This is a genomic window from Enterobacter sp. WI-ESBL-E8 (genome assembly GCF_053364895.1).
In genome coordinates this window covers 2,095,775-2,113,266 of sequence record NZ_JBRWXJ010000001.1, presented here as the reverse complement: position 1 = coordinate 2,113,266, position 17,492 = coordinate 2,095,775, and the positions used below count along the sequence as shown (strand labels likewise).

At 46.5% G+C, this 17,492-nt stretch carries 22 protein-coding genes and 3 pseudogenes; 2 read left to right on the top strand and 23 right to left on the bottom strand.

Annotated elements, in window-relative coordinates; translation table 11 throughout:
- Window positions 1-449 precede the first annotated feature (449 nt).
- The 19 genes and pseudogenes from ACWHWP_RS10150 to ACWHWP_RS10060 all read right to left on the bottom strand — a co-directional run bounded on the left by ACWHWP_RS10150 (window position 450) and on the right by ACWHWP_RS10060 (window position 12,856).
- The gene (locus ACWHWP_RS10150; protein ID WP_119937797.1) at window positions 450-863 is read right to left on the bottom strand and encodes an Ivy family c-type lysozyme inhibitor; all 414 of its coding nucleotides are present in this window, start codon (window positions 861-863) and stop codon (window positions 450-452) included.
- A gap of 363 nt (window positions 864-1,226) precedes the next feature.
- The gene (locus ACWHWP_RS10145; protein WP_095449126.1) at window positions 1,227-1,688 is read right to left on the bottom strand and encodes a lysis protein; all 462 of its coding nucleotides are present in this window, start codon (window positions 1,686-1,688) and stop codon (window positions 1,227-1,229) included.
- Window positions 1,685-2,179: a lysozyme gene (locus ACWHWP_RS10140; protein WP_048979553.1), complete on the bottom strand. Its 495-nt coding sequence runs from the start codon at window positions 2,177-2,179 to the stop codon at window positions 1,685-1,687. Before ACWHWP_RS10140 ends, ACWHWP_RS10145 begins: the two co-directional genes overlap by 4 nt.
- Window positions 2,163-2,381 (bottom strand): class II holin family protein, encoded by a 219-nt coding sequence (locus ACWHWP_RS10135; RefSeq protein ID WP_447855500.1) that lies wholly within the window; start codon window positions 2,379-2,381, stop codon window positions 2,163-2,165. Before ACWHWP_RS10135 ends, ACWHWP_RS10140 begins: the two co-directional genes overlap by 17 nt.
- A gap of 706 nt (window positions 2,382-3,087) precedes the next feature.
- Window positions 3,088-3,279 (bottom strand): hypothetical protein, encoded by a 192-nt coding sequence (locus ACWHWP_RS10130; RefSeq protein WP_119937796.1) that lies wholly within the window; start codon window positions 3,277-3,279, stop codon window positions 3,088-3,090.
- A 125-nt stretch (window positions 3,280-3,404) separates the two neighbouring features.
- Complete coding sequence (locus ACWHWP_RS10125) at window positions 3,405-3,716, bottom strand: hypothetical protein (protein ID WP_072049799.1); 312 nt, start codon at window positions 3,714-3,716, stop codon at window positions 3,405-3,407.
- 205 nt (window positions 3,717-3,921) lie between these two features.
- Entirely contained in the window at window positions 3,922-4,755 is an 834-nt protein-coding gene (locus tag ACWHWP_RS10120) for an antitermination protein Q (RefSeq protein ID WP_447855499.1), read from the bottom strand.
- On the bottom strand, window positions 4,752-5,114 hold the full coding sequence (gene rusA, locus ACWHWP_RS10115; RefSeq protein WP_447855498.1) for a crossover junction endodeoxyribonuclease RusA: 363 nt from the start codon (window positions 5,112-5,114) through the stop codon (window positions 4,752-4,754). The genes ACWHWP_RS10120 and rusA overlap by 4 nt, the downstream gene beginning before the upstream one ends.
- Window positions 5,115-5,116: 2 nt before the next feature.
- Entirely contained in the window at window positions 5,117-5,323 is a 207-nt protein-coding gene (locus tag ACWHWP_RS10110) for a hypothetical protein (RefSeq protein ID WP_063149571.1), read from the bottom strand.
- A complete protein-coding gene (locus ACWHWP_RS10105) occupies window positions 5,323-5,925 on the bottom strand; it encodes a DUF1367 family protein (protein WP_447855497.1) in 603 nt (200 codons plus the stop codon). The genes ACWHWP_RS10110 and ACWHWP_RS10105 overlap by 1 nt, the downstream gene beginning before the upstream one ends.
- 39 nt (window positions 5,926-5,964) lie before the next feature.
- Window positions 5,965-6,207 carry a hypothetical protein gene (locus ACWHWP_RS10100; protein ID WP_252054421.1) on the bottom strand — a complete coding sequence of 81 codons (243 nt, stop codon included), beginning with the start codon at window positions 6,205-6,207 and terminating at the stop codon, window positions 5,965-5,967.
- Between the two features lie 106 nt (window positions 6,208-6,313).
- Window positions 6,314-6,538 (bottom strand): DinI family protein, encoded by a 225-nt coding sequence (locus tag ACWHWP_RS10095; protein ID WP_210870698.1) that lies wholly within the window; start codon window positions 6,536-6,538, stop codon window positions 6,314-6,316.
- A 1,014-nt stretch (window positions 6,539-7,552) separates the two neighbouring features.
- A complete protein-coding gene (locus ACWHWP_RS10090; protein WP_210870695.1) occupies window positions 7,553-8,302 on the bottom strand; it encodes a hypothetical protein in 750 nt (249 codons plus the stop codon).
- A 4-nt stretch (window positions 8,303-8,306) separates the two neighbouring features.
- Window positions 8,307-9,356, bottom strand: coding sequence for an AAA family ATPase (locus ACWHWP_RS10085; RefSeq protein WP_248244294.1), 1,050 nt, complete (start codon window positions 9,354-9,356; stop codon window positions 8,307-8,309).
- Window positions 9,340-10,470, bottom strand: a complete 1,131-nt coding sequence (locus ACWHWP_RS10080) for a DUF262 domain-containing protein (protein ID WP_210870689.1) — start codon at window positions 10,468-10,470, stop codon at window positions 9,340-9,342. Before ACWHWP_RS10080 ends, ACWHWP_RS10085 begins: the two co-directional genes overlap by 17 nt.
- A 395-nt stretch (window positions 10,471-10,865) precedes the next feature.
- Window positions 10,866-11,103: pseudogene (locus tag ACWHWP_RS10075) on the bottom strand (DNA cytosine methyltransferase); the annotation flags it as partial.
- Between the two features lie 914 nt (window positions 11,104-12,017).
- On the bottom strand, window positions 12,018-12,290 hold the full coding sequence (locus ACWHWP_RS10070; RefSeq protein ID WP_210870683.1) for a hypothetical protein: 273 nt from the start codon (window positions 12,288-12,290) through the stop codon (window positions 12,018-12,020).
- A gap of 59 nt (window positions 12,291-12,349) precedes the next feature.
- Window positions 12,350-12,530 (bottom strand): annotated as a pseudogene (locus ACWHWP_RS10065) (DNA polymerase III subunit theta).
- Complete coding sequence (locus ACWHWP_RS10060; RefSeq protein WP_248244295.1) at window positions 12,530-12,856, bottom strand: hypothetical protein; 327 nt, start codon at window positions 12,854-12,856, stop codon at window positions 12,530-12,532. Before ACWHWP_RS10060 ends, ACWHWP_RS10065 begins: the two are co-directional and overlap by 1 nt.
- Before the next feature lie 265 nt (window positions 12,857-13,121).
- On the opposite strand from ACWHWP_RS10060, the gene ACWHWP_RS10055 reads away from it, so the two are divergent.
- Window positions 13,122-14,252 (top strand): RNA-guided endonuclease InsQ/TnpB family protein, encoded by a 1,131-nt coding sequence (locus tag ACWHWP_RS10055; RefSeq protein WP_323634485.1) that lies wholly within the window; start codon window positions 13,122-13,124, stop codon window positions 14,250-14,252.
- 199 nt (window positions 14,253-14,451) lie between these two features.
- On the opposite strand, the gene ACWHWP_RS10050 is transcribed toward ACWHWP_RS10055, so the two are convergent.
- The 4 genes and pseudogenes from ACWHWP_RS10050 to ACWHWP_RS10035 all read right to left on the bottom strand — a co-directional run bounded on the left by ACWHWP_RS10050 (window position 14,452) and on the right by ACWHWP_RS10035 (window position 16,918).
- Window positions 14,452-15,138, bottom strand: a complete 687-nt coding sequence (locus ACWHWP_RS10050; protein ID WP_447855496.1) for a replication protein P — start codon at window positions 15,136-15,138, stop codon at window positions 14,452-14,454.
- Window positions 15,135-16,052 (bottom strand): annotated as a pseudogene (locus ACWHWP_RS10045) (replication protein). The gene ACWHWP_RS10050 and the pseudogene ACWHWP_RS10045 overlap by 4 nt, the downstream one beginning before the upstream one ends.
- Before the next feature lie 84 nt (window positions 16,053-16,136).
- Complete coding sequence (locus tag ACWHWP_RS10040) at window positions 16,137-16,688, bottom strand: toxin YdaT family protein (protein WP_447855495.1); 552 nt, start codon at window positions 16,686-16,688, stop codon at window positions 16,137-16,139.
- Between the two features lie 2 nt (window positions 16,689-16,690).
- Window positions 16,691-16,918 (bottom strand): transcriptional regulator, encoded by a 228-nt coding sequence (locus tag ACWHWP_RS10035; protein WP_125913605.1) that lies wholly within the window; start codon window positions 16,916-16,918, stop codon window positions 16,691-16,693.
- 104 nt (window positions 16,919-17,022) lie between these two features.
- Between ACWHWP_RS10035 and ACWHWP_RS10030 the strand changes: the two genes are divergently transcribed.
- On the top strand, window positions 17,023-17,409 hold the full coding sequence (locus ACWHWP_RS10030; RefSeq protein WP_125913604.1) for a helix-turn-helix domain-containing protein: 387 nt from the start codon (window positions 17,023-17,025) through the stop codon (window positions 17,407-17,409).
- The last annotated feature ends 83 nt before the right edge of the window (window positions 17,410-17,492 follow it).

Below are 17,492 nucleotides of genomic sequence, written 5' to 3'. Positions count from 1 at the left end.
TTACCTCTAAACTAAATGAACTTTATACGTCACTCATAGCTTCAGTGTTTGAAGCAAGGAAGTATTTTTCTCAAAGAAATCTTGAAATGAGGATTTAAGCTTATGAAATATGTATAACTATGATGATGTTCACAAAATCAAGGCCAATCTCGAGTGGATAGTGCATCATGCCTCTGCCCGGTCACATTTGCGCACTGAGCATGACCAATTAGTGATTTCCGATCTAATGGAACTCATCCAGACTTATGAAACTCTTCTAGACCTTGTAAGCAAATTTGGTGCTTCCGTCTTAAATTCGGAAATCATAGCGGGCCTATCAATCACAGAGGAATTCATTGCTAAAGTTAAGAGGAATGAGGGTGCGATGTGAGCGACAAACACACTGTGAGACGATTGATTCGTGTATTGAAGCTTCAAACTGGTGGATTACAGTTTGAAGCTTGGGTTATTTAATTGCCGTACAGCCGATTGAAAAGCGCATTTTTCATCGCATCAGAATCAATCGGATCCAGGTTTAACCAAGTCAATGTCTCACGATTCTTTTCTACATTGAAATCAGAAAACACACCATGGATATCACCGCTATCAGGTGAGTAAAGAACAGCAATATTCTGTTCTGGACAACTATGAGGTTTACACCCTGACAGGGCAATATACTTTTTCCCTGCAACCGTAACTTCGGTTGATGGCGTGCTTGTGCCACCACTTTTCACCCATGCAGGAAGTTTGCTTTTACTAATAAGCTGGGAGTAGCTTTTAGAGGTACTTTTTGCACTGGCGAAGTCATAAAGATACTGCCCCTCGTCAGCAACAGCACTGAACGAAACCAAAGCCATAGCAGCGAGAATCACTTTACCTTTCATATTATTCCTCAATCCATAAAGACACCTCAACTCTATACCTTTGCAGTCGCTATGTCAGCCCTATGGATAATCAGAGCATTTGAAGTTACTGCCCGGCCCAAATGATTAGGTAAGGATTATCTTAATCACTAGCGCTTATGCTTGTTGATTACTGCCTGACTGCCAGACTGTTCAGGACTCTGATGCGGAGAATGCCAACTCCAGGGAATCATCGATAAAAAGAGCAAGTGAAACTGAGACTCCTTTAGCTCTCCTTGCGAGGGCTTTTTTTTGGAATCACCCAACCTATCAGGTTGCGCTTAAAATTTTTGATAATGCTAGTGTCCAAGAGCGAGATAGTGATAGAACCTTACGGATGAGGCTCTATTTCAGACATTGCTCTTTGATATAGTCCTGCAAATATCCGACCTGCTTTGTCACTGTGACGATTCTTTCTCTGAGGGTGAAATAATCCCGTTCAGCGGAGTCAGTAAGTCTGGGGCCGGAAGCATCGCCCACGCCGCTGGCGCCGGCCGTTCCGTTCGCGGGACATCTGGCGTTGACGTGCAGCCCACACTTACCAGAGTTAACGCAACGCTGAAGATCTTCAAGCTGAGATTTCGCATCAGCTAATTCCTTCGTGTATTTGGCATCCAGTGCAGCGACATCTCGCTGACGGGTCTGCATGTCTTTGATGGTGGCGTTCGCCAGGCTGAGTTTCTCAGTGGCTTTATCGCGCTGGTCTTTATAAGCGATGGCGTTGTCGCGGTAGTGGTTAACCGCCCAGGCCATGAAACCCAGCAGACAGATAAAGACAGCGCAGATGATGGCTGTTAAACGGCTCATTTCTGGCCCCACTCGCAAACTTCCCGCTCAATCTCACGACGGGTGATCAGCCCCTTCCACTGTTTTCCACCGGCATACGTCCAACGCTGCAGTTCGTTGCATGCACCCGGAATATCACCGGCATTCAGTTTCTTCAGCAGCGTCGATCTGCTAAACGCTCCAGTTCCCACGTTGTAAGTGAAGGAGTAAAGCGCAGCCTGGGTAGGCTTAGGAATATTAACCTTAATTAGCGGGTCGATAGCATTTGCCACCTTACGCAGATCTGATTCCAGCAAGGCGTCACATTCCTTATCGGTGTATCGGTGACCGCGGCGAACGTCTGCACCTGTGTGACCGTCACATACAGTCCAGACGCCGACAACATCCTGATAAGCGTAATACCGACGTCCTTCAAGACCATCTGCATTGCCCAGCATGACAGCAGCAATAGAGATTGCACCGGTTCCGCCAACAATGGCGCCCACCAGCTTATTCCTAAGTGTCGGGTTCATCTCGGCTCCTGCTGCGGCGGTTGTCTTCACGGATCTTGAAATAGAGGTTTGTCAGGTACGTCATCACTGCAATGATGATACCCACCAGCACGCCGATAGCGTTCCACTGCTCGGGACTGTAGGCATTCAGCATGCCGTTTAGGATGCTACCGGCTGAAGCGCCGTATGCAGCACCGGTGGTTAGTTTGTCCATGCGACACATACTCTCACCTCGCTTTGTGCGGGTGCTGAATTTGAGAATAAAAAAAGCCCGCTCTTTTGAAGCGGGCCAATGAGTTAACTATTTGTAAGGTAGGTGTGAGTGAAACCAATACCTCAGTAGTGAGACTGTATCGACTGATTCACATTAGTATCAGGAGAACCACCGGGCATTCAGTAACTTCTCACGACTTAAAGAGTAGCAGTAGTTTTCCAAGCCATAAAAAAAGGCCTGCGTTTTATGGCAGGCTCTCAAGGAATTTTAATCTTTTATTGTTGTTGTCATGGTGCCGGGTGCCTCCCGGTGACCCTACCCCAGTCAGCAAGGCCGCGTGCATACCTGCAGAGCGCAGTTGACTGGAACGCCCTTTCGCTTAGAAAGGATTCACCACATGCATAAATTACTCATGAAGCATTCACCCGGTCAATACTATTCAACATTCGCAAAAAAAAAGCCTGCTCGGACAAGCAGGCATAAATAGCTAAGTTGGCAATAACTGAGGGAGTGGTGCCGGGTGCCTCCCGGTGGAAATGATCACAGCATTCATTCCCGCGCGCTGGTTAGACACTCTGGAGAAATGTCCTGCTGAACCGCCCCTCCGCTTAGGGGGATCCACCACTAAAACGCTTTCAGAAACATCCATTCTGCAGGATGCTTAAGAAGCATATGTGCAGTATGAAGAATCTGCCACGTAATCAAATGAATATATTCATTTGAATGGTACAGGAAGAGGGCCTTCAATCACCTCGGCCTCTCCGTTATCGCAGATGTCGTCACCCTGTGTCAGATGCCAAATACCATTAAAAATAAGTCCCGTCTCAAGGTCTTCAGTAACGCCATTGCTGTAGTAAGCAACCTGAATCCTGCCGTTGTGCTGAATCCAGTAGTAACCTTCTTGCATGATCATCTCCTTAACATGATGAGATGAGTATATTGCTGAGTTGAGATGAATGGCGTTAGATATACTCAGGATTTATTTCTGTCATGAGGATAGGACTTCCTCATCACTGTCGCCGAACTACTCAGTCAGATCTCATTCATCTCAGATACTTCAAACTGAAAGACATAGGGATCAGAAAGAAGCTCAAATTGCTCATCGTCTGGATAGGTTACCGCTACGTGGTAATTTTCACCTGCGAAAGCCTTAATGGATGAGAGATCACGCCAATAAGTTGCCAGAAAGAAATGCTCCCATTCTCCCTGTCGTTCACGCCGTACGTATGCACCTTGGTTGCCATTAACACTTTTAGAGTGCTTAACTCCCGTTAATTCAAGATGCGCAGCAAACCCATCACCGTGTCGTACTGGTACGCAACCATGCCATGTTCTTACAATCATACCCCTCCATTAAATGTCTGAAAGTGAATTTATATTCACATTATCATAATATTTAATCTCTTTGGGGGTTTTAAAATGCATTCTGACGTCATAAAAAAGCCCCACGGGGTTAACCGCAGGGCTTTAAACGAAGGCAATAACCCATCGTTAGAGCAAAATTACCACAGATTCGGGAAAAGTAAATAGTTCACGATAAATTCACGCCCTATTTTGTAATCTGCTTAAGCTGCGTTTCAGCCCAGGCCTCTTCGATATCAAACTTGGTGATGAGCTGGTCGTAGAATGGCTTAACAGACTTCTTCCAGGTATCGAGGCTGATTGCATCCGTTATCTGGCACACCGCGGCGTAAGCCTCAGTGGAAGGAATTCGTTCATACCCCCGCCCGCTGCAGCGCTTACAGTCAGCCAGAACCGGCACACCCTGCTGTTCAGTAAGAATCTGATTAACGGCTTTCCCGCGTCCATGGCAATCTCTACAGGCACAACTAACGACCTTCTTGCCCTTACACTGAGGGCAGAGAACGCGTGCAACCTCCCTGACCTGCCTGTGCACCTCATAGTCGGAAGGACGAATATCTTCGACGCCCATGTGCAAAGACATCTTCACGAACTTCTTCTCTCTTGCCGGCGTGTGAGACTTCATGCTGAATACCTCAGCGTCAATGAACCCATTTCCATTGCAGCCATCGCACTGCTTCACGCTGGCGGCGCTGCGGGAATAGTCCTCGAACGCGAAGGTGGCCAGCTGATGCATCACCAGTGGTTTAGTCTCTGCATCAAGCTTCCGTAATGCCGCAACACGGTCGCACTTGGTCAGCGCGTACTGGGCCAGGAGCTCGATCGCCCTCTCACGGTCATTGTTGCTGATCCCCATCTTCCCGAGAAAAGCGCTGTAACCCAATGCAGCCCTTTCCTGGATCATGCCCATGGCTGCCATGATGTCCGTTCCGGTCAGTGAGTCGGGGGCCGTTGCACGCGGAGAGTCGCTAATCATTGTCGATTTTGCGAAGTGATATTTGAGGGTGTTTTCGAGATTCATGCGGTCTCCAGCTCGGTAATGGTGAGTTCTAATTTCCCGCCCTTAACGACAGGCATTTTCACAACGCGATAGTCGATAACCTGGCTGTCATCCAGCCAGAATCCCGCCTTGGTTAAAGCGTCGAATGCAGCTTTCTGCAGGTTATCCAGATCGCGGCGCCGGCGGTCGGGCATGTAACATTCAATGCGGATTTTGAGTGGTGCGGCCGTCCGGATATTAAGCCGGGCGCTTCGAATGACATTGGCCACCTCATAGCGATACGCGACACCATCAGCACTGATATGCGTGCGCCCGCGGTTGTGCCGGTAATACCGATTGTTGCTCGGCGGCCAGGGCAAAATAATTTGATATGTCTTCACGTTCACCCCCACATCCGGTTTCGCCAGCGGCTATCCGGGCGGGCTGGTGTATTTGAGGTCGGCAGGAATGCACTGACAGTCCAGGTCACGTAATCCTGGTTTAGGCTGCGCTCAACGCGCACGCCGCGCGCTTTGTAACGCTTGACCAGTTCGTCGGCCTGTTCGGTGCTGCAATCGGTATGATGGAACCAGGTCTTCTTCATCCCCATTACCCCGCAAAGCCAAGCAGCTGCGCGGCGACATTTTCTGCCTCATCACGACTGCGGAATGAACGGGACAGGACCCAGCGCCAGAGGACATCAAGCGCAGCTTTATAGAGTTGTTGAAACTCGAGCTCGTCCATATTGGCAAACGAGATACTGCGAGGATGCTTTTTGAGTGTTCCGTCTGGCAGCTGAATGGCATCAAAGTGCCCTGCCTCGACGATCACCCATGAGCGGTATGCATCGAAAGATTTGCACAGGCTAATGCCATTCGTGACGCGCCGGTAAGCAACCTGCTCAAGATACTGTTCAGCAGCATCGATAAGCGCGCCCTCATTCCCGCCATAAGAAGCCAGGAATTTTGCGTAGCCGGTGATCAGCTTCCTCTCGTTACTCGAGATAGCCCCGCCGGTTGGTTCCCAGTATTCAAAACCGAGATTGAGAAGCGCGAAAAAGCGCCGGTGAGATGCCGGATTTCGTACCCGCCTGAACTCGGCGACAAGAACATCGCCGAGCCGGGTTTTGGATTGCAGAATATCGCTGGTCTCGGGCGTTGCCGGGATCAGTATTCCTGAGTGGTGTTTGATAAGTTGTAATTCTAGCGCCATGGTTCTCTCCGTGGCGCATCAGGTATAGGGTGTTCAGGCCTATGAAAGAATAATATCAGACGGTGGTGTAACTCGGTACCCCAGCCGTTTAGCAAATTGCATAAATCCGTTGAGAGTGAATATTTCTTCCTCTTCGAGCAACGGTCGTAATGAAACTATTCCATTTACTCGATAAACCAGATATCTCCCTTCCGCCGGGAAGCTATAGATAACTGCTTTATCGGCCCTTCTGACCACGTCGTACCATTGATCATCTATATTAAAGGCATCTGTACTACACACTATTTCCCCCAGAGCGACTTATTGACGCGGTAAACAGTAATCGGGAACAGCCAGGGGAACGCAAACAGCGATACTCTTTGAAACTGCTCCAGTAAAAATCACGCGATTAATAAAACCACTCGTCCGCGCTTTCCCAAGTCTCCTGCACGATATGTTCGACCTCTTTCTTGTCGCCCCCGAAAACAGTCAAACCGTCATTACTGGCAGGTTTAATGGTAAGCTGGCATTCATCGAACTGTTTGCTGAGTCTTTTCAGCAGTTCTGACTCGAGCGCAGATATAGCTCCATCAGGAAGTATCTTCATGCGATCAATGGTTAGCTCGATTTTCATTTTTCCCTCCGCGATGAAACACTGTATGCATATACAGTGTATGTATAAACGTATCTCACGGATTTTGCAACAAATAAAAGGCACAAAAAACAAACCATGATCTTCGTTACAAGCTTGATACCACTGGTTATGCAATGACTCACTACCATCTCAACCAATACGAAATCTTGACGCACTTTGAGTTAATTCGATACGATTGCGCCCTCCGAACGGTTCCCATTATTTTATTCCAAGAACAAGTCGTGCGAAGAATTTATAGAGAAATAATGGGTCAACATCTCGTTTAAACTAAGCAAAGTAACTTTTCCGAGACGGATTTTGATTGCATATATCGCTGGTCTCGGGAATGCTCAGGATTAGAATACTTGTATAGTACTTGATAAGTTAAAGGGCAAGCGCCATTATTTTTCTTCGGATGCATAAGACATAGGTTGTTCAGACCTATGTAACAATATTATCAGATGGAAGAATGTGCTGGTAGTACAGGGTTTTGACAAACTTCATGAACGCGTTAATGATTAAAATATCATTAACCGTAATCACTTGACGTTATAAGATAAATCTGTTTTATGATCAGACAGGAATCATCCAGTATCAGAGAAGCCATATATTACTGCTTTATGGGCCCATCTGGCGACACCAACCGATGGGAGCATGAATTGTAAAATATCGAAATAAATGACTCTTCCCATCTGAGCGATAAATTGATAATTTTTATCGTTCCCTGTAGCAGTTATAAGGACTGAATTAAGTAAGACTTTTAAAACCAACATTAAAAAACTCGGCATTTAATAATTGTCAAGACTTACTTAATTACCGTTTAAATGCTTCAAGATACTTTACTATTTTTGATACTACCACAATTGAGAGCATAAGTTGAACGCAAATATATATTTTTATTACTCACCTAAATTGATAGGTAAAATTTTAAAATGGTAACTGCGAAAATTGTATAGTCATTGGTGAATTTCAATACCGGATGTATACTGCATCCGGTATTGTAGGGAAATTCATCTATGAGGCATCACGAAAAACGCAAGTAATCTCTTTTGGATTTTCTTTCCATATATGATCAAAACCACTCGAAAGCATCACTTCTATTTTCCCTTCAGGACTTTCAATGAGTAAATATCGGTCATGACAATTAATATATTTTTGATTCGTATTAGTTTGGACATTCCATTCTGGATGAACACTACGTGCAAATTCATTATTTATTTTGCTACCATTGCTAGGCGCAGTTATATCCGCTGCAATTTCGCAAAACTCAATGATAAGAGGTTTTTTTGGTAGCACTGAGTGAAATAAACTACATGTATTCTCCCAGTTCTTGGCGAAATAATTATCGCAAATGGTAACTTTCCTTGCATTTTCACAAAGCAATTTAAGATAACTTTTCAAATGAACTCGATTATCTGAAGGACTCAAGGTTACTGTCACTTGATTATTTACCATCCCTTTTCTGTAATGCACATAAGGGAGTTGCAGACTTTTATCTTCGGTTAAAATAATTTTCAATAACGACTTTGATGCCAAAGTGACTAGATCGTCATCGCTTTCAGGTCTATTTGCAAGCTCTGACAAATATTGTCTATACTCTGCATCAGGTATATTCATACCTAAGTTCTTGGCTGCAACCCATTGTTTTTTATTAGTTAAATAGGGCAAGACAAGTTTTTTATGTAGCCTTTTAACTTTATTTTTGTCATCCATATTTTCGTATGCAACCAATAATGGAGTATCCAGCACCATCTGATAAGCCATTCCGTTACCTCATCTGCATCAAATCATCTAAAGTCGCGTCAAAAAAACCTAAAGGAAACCCGGTAACTTTACCATTTAGGTCAGTGAATTTTCCGTTTTCATTAATTTTTAACGAAATAAAATCTTCATCAACTTCTGGTTTGTAATGTAAAACAACTTCTTCTTCCTGAATTTCGTCTTCGTATACCAGAAAAGCAAGCTTGTTAATTAAGTGTTCACAATGAGTTTCTACTATGACCTGAATTCCTTTACTTGCAATGAAAGCTAGAAATACAGCTAAGTGCGCTTGTGCTTTGGGGTGCAACTGAATTTCAGGATTTTCCAGAAGAATTAGATCCCCCTTTTTAGCCATAAGGCATAGGAGTAATACTTTTGCGATATAACTCATCCCCGCGCCCAAATTCAATGGCGAAACATTTCCCTCAAGCTCTTTAATGGTAAAAGCGACTTTAACTTGGTCACCAACTTTTTCAGTGACTAATTCAGATGTCGTTCCTGTAATTAATTTCAACCAATAGGATAATTGATAGGCCAAAGTAGTCGATTCGCTAGCTTTCACAAGATAGTCTGGCACTGGCAAATGCTTCATTTTATCAAACGTTGAAAAGAGGTACTCACCAGCCCCTCCTACACGACGTTCTGAAACTGGAACTAATTCTTGGGCGCCTAAACGGTTGGCGTTCAAATAAAGCAATTCCGGTTCATTGCCAATAACTCTAGGCTCATATTGATAGCCAAGCCGACTAATAATATCTATACCTTCTGCATTAAGCGATAATGTGTGAGAATTCTTTTCAGAGTCATGCACATCTATGCTTATAGCTTTCGCATTTATTTTTTTATTTCTTATAACTGCAAAATCAGCTAAGAAACGTGTGACATCCTCCATACTATATTGATTTACTGAAGCACTATGCTTAATTAATAACATCAGAGCCTGTAACACACTCGATTTCCCGGAAGAGTTAGTCCCGGTTAATATGGTTAAAGGAGCAAGCCCAAGATTAGTCGAGTCCAAACTTTTAAAACCTTTTATACTAATGTGTGTAAGCATCTTTTATCCTTCCTATCATTTCTCGAGCAAATTCAAATCGCATATTTACGTACTCAGTGGTATCTATAGCACCGGAAAAAATGCCTATATCATCAAAATTCTTTTTATACTGTTCTACGAATGCTTTTAAATCAGTATCTTTCGGCAAAAGCTCTAGCTTAATTTGGCTAAACACCATGACCAAAACTTCAAATAGTCCCATATTTATCGGTCGTCGTTTTGCACCCGTTTTGGACGTGAATCGAAAAGCTTCAGTTCCTACTGAATAAAAAACGTTCATCATTCCGCGCATACAGGCTTTTTCAGCTTTATCAATTAGTTGCTCGTCGGCTTTTGTATTTACAAACTTCATCACCGAAGCAAGGAAAGCATCTATGTCCGAACGGAACTCAATTTCAGGTAACATTCCGCCAATCAATAAATAAAAAGCTACGAAGCGCAATACTAAATAGCGATCTCGCATTCTGTCATCTTTTACACCATCGCCAGTAGAAAGTTTAAATGCAGTACTTTCTGCCAACCGTTCTATCAAACGTGTCGCCTGTCCCTGATATAAAGCATGACGCATTTCCTGTTTGTTAAGATTCATACCGCTCCGGTTAACACGTTCAAAAATATTAAACTTCACATATTCTGGCGTCGGAGGTTGAATAACATAGGAGTGTAATTGGCAGTCCTCTAATTTCGCTTGCAGTAAAGGAGGTATCGCCGAGAAATATTTCCCTCTTAAATTAGGTAACATAGAAAGTTCAGTCAATGCAAATTCATTATTGATATAACGTTTCAAGGCAGAAATACGCTGTTTACCATCAATAATTTGACGTGTGCCATTTTCATCTTCAAAAAGATAAATCAGCGGAATCGGAATACCCATTAAGATAGATTCTATCAACTCAGATTGACGCTTACGGTCCCAGACATCTTTACGCTGAAAATCCGGTGCCAATACAAGCTGTCCTCGACTCTCACGCCGGAGCAACTCAAAGACACTCGATTGTTCTTTAGCAATCCTAACTTCAGTGTCAGTACCCATCTGATGCGGATGTGATGTTAACTCGAGTCCTTCTTGATCCTCGAGTTCAGTAGTATCGTTTTCAACATCCGCATTATGCATACTTAGATCGCCTTCTATGAAATTCTAGTATAATTTTTCCACACTTAAAGGCTCTGACTCCAGAGCTCCTATCATGTTCAATTATACCCTAACTCGCTATCTTACTGCGACCTTAGAAGCAGTATATGTATTTCAATTAACAAGATGATAGACTTTCAAACATTTCCCCACTTCCTGTAGTAGTCGCATGTATCTCGAACATGGTATGCGAATGATAAGCAGGTAGCCCGCTGCGGAAATGCGGTACCCCCGCCTTTAGCTGAGGTTGAGGTAAGGGCTAACCTACTGGATCCTTGCATGGAAAGTGAGATAGCTACCTGATGATAATCAATTTTCGCGTGGAAGCGTCATTGTGGGGCATACTTCACGCCGCGGTAGTCTCTGTCGATGATTTACCACTCAGGGAAGCCCTGCGCCCGGTATAGCTCATGTGGCTGCAGCATGCGCATGCCAATATCTCCGCTGCGGTATACCACGCCTTCGATGGTCTCCAGCGCAGTGCTGTCCGGGCCGCAGTATATGCGCAGGAACTCAAGCGCCAGTTGCGCACGCTGCTCGTCGTACCCGTTCACGGCAAGCAGCGGTTTCACATCCCCTGCCTGCCCCGCCTGCGGTAAATATCGCCATTGGCTGGGGTTGCGCTGCTCTTTCCAGCAGCTTAAGTGAAACTTCTAGGGATGAAATGTCATCGATGCGTGGCGATTGTTGAAGGACATTCTGTTGGCTAATTATCAACAGACTTTTATAGAGAGTGAAAACTTTGAATTACACGACTCAAAGGTCTTGGAAAAAGAGTGTTAACGGTTAAGGATGTTAGCTATGTGTTACACGCAACCTATAAAACAAACACCAGTAGTTGACGATTCTTACGCAGATTGCGCGATATCATGTTGCGCAATTCTGACCTTTCATTGAAGAAATCATCACTCGATCAAATTTTGAATTTTTTTTCTTAATTATTGACATGTCTTCCAGGCCTTACGGTACGAGGACTTAGCCTTTTTTACCCTTTCACAACCTCAATTTAACGTCAAAATCAACCCTTGTGCTGAAAAGATTCCTTACTAGAATACTCATCATATAGCGCAAATATTTTTTGCAAGCCCTATATGTAGTATTTAAACATTTAAATTTTTACGGCCTGCCGGAAATGAAAAAACCCGGCTGATTAGACCGGGTTCTTCAATCGGTAACTGGAGGTGAGAACTCCACTTACCGTGCCAAATGTATCTGGCGACTACTGATACAGCAACTGCAAAGGCAAGCCCAGGGGTATTTGCGGCGAGGCGCGATGAACAAAGAGGAAGCGGCATGGCATTGCTCCTGCTGATCTTTAAACTCGCGCCCCCGGTGACGGCCATCATTACGGCCCTGCTGGGATACTTCAAAGACCGCTAACCCTAAGCCCAGGAGGCTATTATGGTTGCATTGCTGTTGAAAATCGTACCGCCGATGTTCGTGATCATTAACGCGATCATCGAGTACGTAAACCAGCGCCCTTAAGCCTGGTTTGAAAAGGCCCGGAGTAGTGGGCCTTATTAACTTCGTTACAGCAGCTCATCTGGGATTGGTTTCACACCTGAGCTTTCAATGAACTGGATTATCTCCTGCCCAGTTGTGCTCCGACCAATGGCTACCGCATAGACGTGCCCGTTATGCGGAAAAAGGTCAACCTCAAACGTTTTGAGGGGAGTGCCTTGGCTTCCATGGCCAGCAGCCTGAACGGTAACTTCTCCTACAAGCAACTTTTGTTTGGGATAATCGTCCGTCTTGATCTCCCCATCGAGACCACGACCAATGAATAGATATTCAACTTTCACCTTCCATCCTCCTGCTTCTGATAAACCGAATCGTTGCCTTTCAGCTGAGTGATAGAACGTTACCGATAATACCGTAGACGCTCAATAAAATACTCTCGGTACTGCTTGTTCTCGGGCCACCTACTCTGCGATAACCGCTATGTTCAACCGCTCTTTATACGCCACTCAGGAGGACGCTAGGTCAACGTTAACCTTGTCACGCTCTTCCTGTGGCTTTGCAGCAATATTCCAGTCATACATTAGTCAGCAGTTCTCCCGCGCCAGCGTTTGTTACTTTCTGAGATTCGATCCGTATCGACGGACTCGACCTCACCTTCGGAAAATCTAATAGCATTTGCTTTATTTAGCGCAGCCCTGGCTTCTTCTTCGGCCTTACTGAAATGCACCTTCTTTTTTCCCCTGAAACTGCCAACGCGGATTTTGGAAGAGGTATGGGCCTTGTGCTTGCTAATCCGTAACTGTGCCGCTAAATGGGCTTTTGCCTCGGTTCGATTCGCAGGTTTCTTCTTGACCAATTCAAGGTCTAATTGGTACTGCTGCTCAGCACTTAGCTTCTTCGGCTTCATGATGTCACTCTCAAACAAAGTCCGTTTATCATAGAATAAAAGGCCCCTAAGGGCCTTGATTTATATCTATTCGGATTTTCATCAGCTTGTTTTTCACTTCCCCTCCTGCTGCGATGCTGCTGGAAGTGGCATCTAGAGAGTGATTTCGTCTTCCCAGACAAATTCCTCCGCGAAACCCCGACCTTCAAGCCGAGGAGGAAAGGAGGTGGTTTTCCTGCTAACTGTTTTTTGCATAATCACATTTTCCTCTTTAGTATGTGAAACCATGAAACGTGCATATAAATACCGGTTTTACCCGACACCAGAGCAGGCTGAGCTATTAGCTCAGACGTTCGGTTGTGTACGTTTTGTCTACAACTCCATCCTCCGCTGGCGTACCGATGCATACTACGAGCGAAAGGAAAAGATCGGCTATCTACAGGCCAATGCTCGCCTTACGGCGCTCAAAAAAGAGTCTGAGCACGCCTGGCTTAACGAGGTTTCCTGTGTACCTCTTCAGCAGTCTCTGCGCCACCAACAAGCTGCCTTTGCTAACTTCTTCGCCGGACGTGCCGCATATCCGGCCTTCAAAAGCAAACGGTACAGACAAGCCGCTGAGTTCACTGCGAGCGCGTTTAAATACCGTGACGGCAAGTTGTACATGGCAAAGAGCAAGTATCCATTAGACATTCGCTGGAGCCGTAAGTTACCTTCAGCACCGTCAACCGTTATCATTTCCAGAGATTCCGCTGGCAGGTACTTCGTTTCCTGTCTGTGTGAATTTGAGCCGGTATTAATGCCTGTTACCGCTAAAACTGTCGGCATTGATGTTGGCTTAAAAGATTTATTCGTCACTGACAGCGGATTCAAAACCGGCAATCCCCGCCACACGGATAAACATGCGAAGCGACTGGCATTGCAACAGCGCAGGTTGAGCAGGAAGAAAAAAGGCTCAAAGAACCGCGCCAAAGCACGCTTACAGGTCGCCCGACTCCACGCAAAAATCGCCGATTGCCGGATGGATAACCTGCATAAGTTGTCCCGCAAACTGATTAACGAAAACCAAGTTGTTTGCGTCGAATCCCTAAAAGTGAAAAACATGATTCGCAACCCGAAGCTGTCTAAAGCTATAGCTGACGCAGGCTGGAGCGAATTTGTTCGCCAGCTACAGTACAAAGCGGAATGGGCAGGACGTAGCGTTGTCGCTATCGACCAGTATTTCCCTTCTACCAGACGTTGTAGCTGTTGCGGCTTCACCATGAAAAAAATGCCCCTTGATGTTCGTAAATGGACTTGCTCTGAGTGCGGAGTAGCCCATGATCGTGACATTAACGCGGCGCGTAATATTAAAGCTGCCGGGCTGGCAGTATTAGCCCACGGAGAGCCTGTAAATCCTGAATCGCAGCACGCGGCTTAGGTTCGGCTCGTTGAAGTGGGAATCCCCGTCCTTCAGGGCTGGGAGTAGTCAAGACTGCACTCCTTTGCGAATTTGAGCGGCGAACTCATAGGCGGCATCCGGCAGAGAACGGTAATAAGCCTTAGGCAGAACAAATTCGCGGTACGTCGCCCGCCCCATTTTTCCAGTGCTTGAATTACGGTTTCCATGGGAACTCCTATCAGATTAATCCAGCGCTTTTGCGTTGTTCGTATTGAGCCTTCAGCATTTCTGCTGGCGTAGGTCCGCTTGCTTTAGCGGGAGCGGCGATCGCGCGGCGAACTGGTGGGATGGGCTTACCTTCAGAGACACGTTTCTCCCAGTCTGCGAGACATTTTGCGGCCGCCTGGTGCAACTCCTTTTCTGTCATCTGGCGATCGGTTCCTCGGTGCCGCAACTCGAGGCAGATATGGTAATAAACCGGCTTCGGCCAGGGATACTGCTCGCTGCTCGGGTACCGGAACACCAGCTTGCGCCACTTCCAGTATTCAGCCATCACATCAGCGACGGTGATTCCCAGTACGCTGCGCCCTTCCCTGCACCAATTGATGAACTGGCCTGGCGAAGGCAGGAATGGGCGCTCCTGGCGCCGTACCATGCGCATGCCCGCTTCAACCTGCTCCAGAGTGGTGATCCCGTTTTCTTTGAACGCCAGCACCCACTGGCGGCGAATTTCATTCACGTCTTCCTGGCTGCGATTAACCAGGCTTGCAGGAAAGGCGGCCGCCAGCTGGACGAATAGCCCGTTGATAATCTGCGCCACCTGCTGCGTGTGTTCGCGCTCGGTATACTGCTCAGGCATGTTGTGCGCCACGCGGCGAGCCTGTTCCCGGTCAAAATTGCGAATGCTCTCGGCAAGATTTTTCATTCCAGCACCCCGTCAATCCAGTCGGTGTTATGCAGGTCAATGCCGCCCCGGGATGGCTTTGCCGTTCCGGTTGCGCGCAGCCGCTTGGTGGTGAGCTGATCCCACTGTTTTCGCAGACTCGAGGGGCTCAGGATGTTGTCTTTCCAGAATTCGTCCCGGTTAGCCCACTGGAACAGGTCACAGATTTCGTAGTGAGTACGATTGTCCTGGACACGCATCAGCCTGATGGTGTTTGCCCATTCAGCCCAGTTTGGCTCAGATAGCGATGCGTTGACGGTGAGAAGCCTGTCGTAAATCCAGCGAGCGGCCTTGAGGTCGTCAGCGGATCCCCATGATTTACCTGCCGGGGTGTATATCCCGGCGGCAGCTTCTGGATGGCGAGAAAGAAACTTTTGAGTTTTCTGGTTTCGGGATTCGTCAGAATTCCGAGACGAGGATATTTTATTATTGTTCTTGTTATAGTCTTGGGTGTCTACCGTTTCCGGGAAGGTTTTTCCCGTTTTCGGTAAAACTTTTCCCGATTTCGGGAAGACTTTTCCCGTTTTCGGTTTGTCTAAAATCCAGGCGGAAAGGTCAGTATTTATACCGACCGTTTTCATCACGCCCTGCTTATGACTGAAGATAATTTTGCGATCTGCGAGCGATTTGAGCGCATCCGAAACGTGGGAATCACTCAGCCCTGTAAGCTCGGCAATCACCGTGTTCGTAACGCGGTCCTGTTTCTTGTTCCAGCCGTAGGTAAGCCAGATCACTGCTTCAAAACACTGTCACTCCCGGCCTGACATTCTCAGACGAGGCTTTAGCTGTTGGATCTCGTTAGCGACCTTGGTATACCCATTCGACAGGTCGGCCATACGACCTCCCGGTTGTTCGGTTCTGTGGGGGAAATTGATAATTTCAGCTGTGTTTGACATACTTAGCTCCGCAATTACACTCCGTTTTTGCACCTGAAAGTCGGTTCTGTTAGCGCAGACCGGCTTTCGCCTTTTCTGAAGTCTTCACATTGCCCCCAGCATGGTTGTCACCATCGCCAGCAGCGGCGCAGTAAGGTCCGGATCGACACGGAACATCTCAAATATCCCCTCGCCTAACTCCTTCAGCTTTTCCTTCTTCGGTGCATCAAGCATCAGAGCTTGCTTCGCCTCACTCACCTCTTTTTCCAACCTGGCCATCCGGTAGGCAAACGAGTCGTTCTTTACGACACGGTCGCGGTACCGAATCGGTAATACAGACATGATCGCTGGCAACAGCTGTTCGACGTTCTTTCGATACGATGCGGAGTCTTCTTTGTTGTCCAACCAGCGGAACAGCTTCACGTTCCAGACATCGGCCTGGCCTGAGAAATCCACTCCATCAAGTTGAAATTCTTCCGCTGCTTCCTGGATCTGAAGTGCAACAGCTACGCGCCCTTCTGCCGCCGCCCAAGCTCGTACCGCTGAGCAGATATCGCGATGATCGATATCCTTCACTGCCGATTCGCTTTGATGACACTGGAATATCAGGGGATTAGAGGAAGCTCTGCTACTCTGTTGAAATAAAACAGTTTGCATTGTTAAGGCTCCTGTTTAGGTAAACCATCAGTGGGATTTGGGTAGAGATCTGGGCGTAGTTCGTGGGGCGTTACGCCAGTGGCCGCGTAGATTTTTAGGACCCGGTCAGCAGGCACCACACCTTGATACCGATTTTTCCAGCGGCTGACTGACATCGGCTTGATGCCCAGCATGGTTGCGAGATTTGTGGCTGTACCAGCGGACTTAATGGCTTTTGTTAACCCGTTCATCGTTGTCTCCGATTTGAATACATTTAAATTAAGCCTAAGACTTAATTTATTGTCAAGCCTGAGGCGAATTTTCAAGTTTAAGCAAAAGGCTTATTCTTCTAATCATGAAAGAGAAAACCGTACTTAATCCGATACTTGTTGAGCGCCTATCTGAGCTGAACGGACGCGGCATGACCAAATCTGATATGGCTAGGGTTGCTGGGGTAACCCCGCAGTCTGTGAACGGCTGGTTTAAAAAAGGCGTGATCAGCAAGAATTCCGCTCTCGCTGTCGCAGATGCAGCTGGTGTATCAGTGCCGTGGTTACTTGGTGAGGATGTCGGCGAGAAAGACGGGCTTAAGCCTGACGAACAACGCCTGCTGGAGCTCTATCGCCAGCTACCGGAAGAAGAGCAACAGAACATGCACCGCATCTTCGCACTTCGCCTGAAAGAGCTGGATGAAATGTATGAGAAGTACATGAAGGGAAGAATCAGATCTCAAGGAGATTGAGTTTGGTTTGTTAAAAATGGAGAAAGGTCGCTTTTTTGGGGGCCTTCAGTTAACTTGGGCACCACAGCAAAGGGTAAATAAAT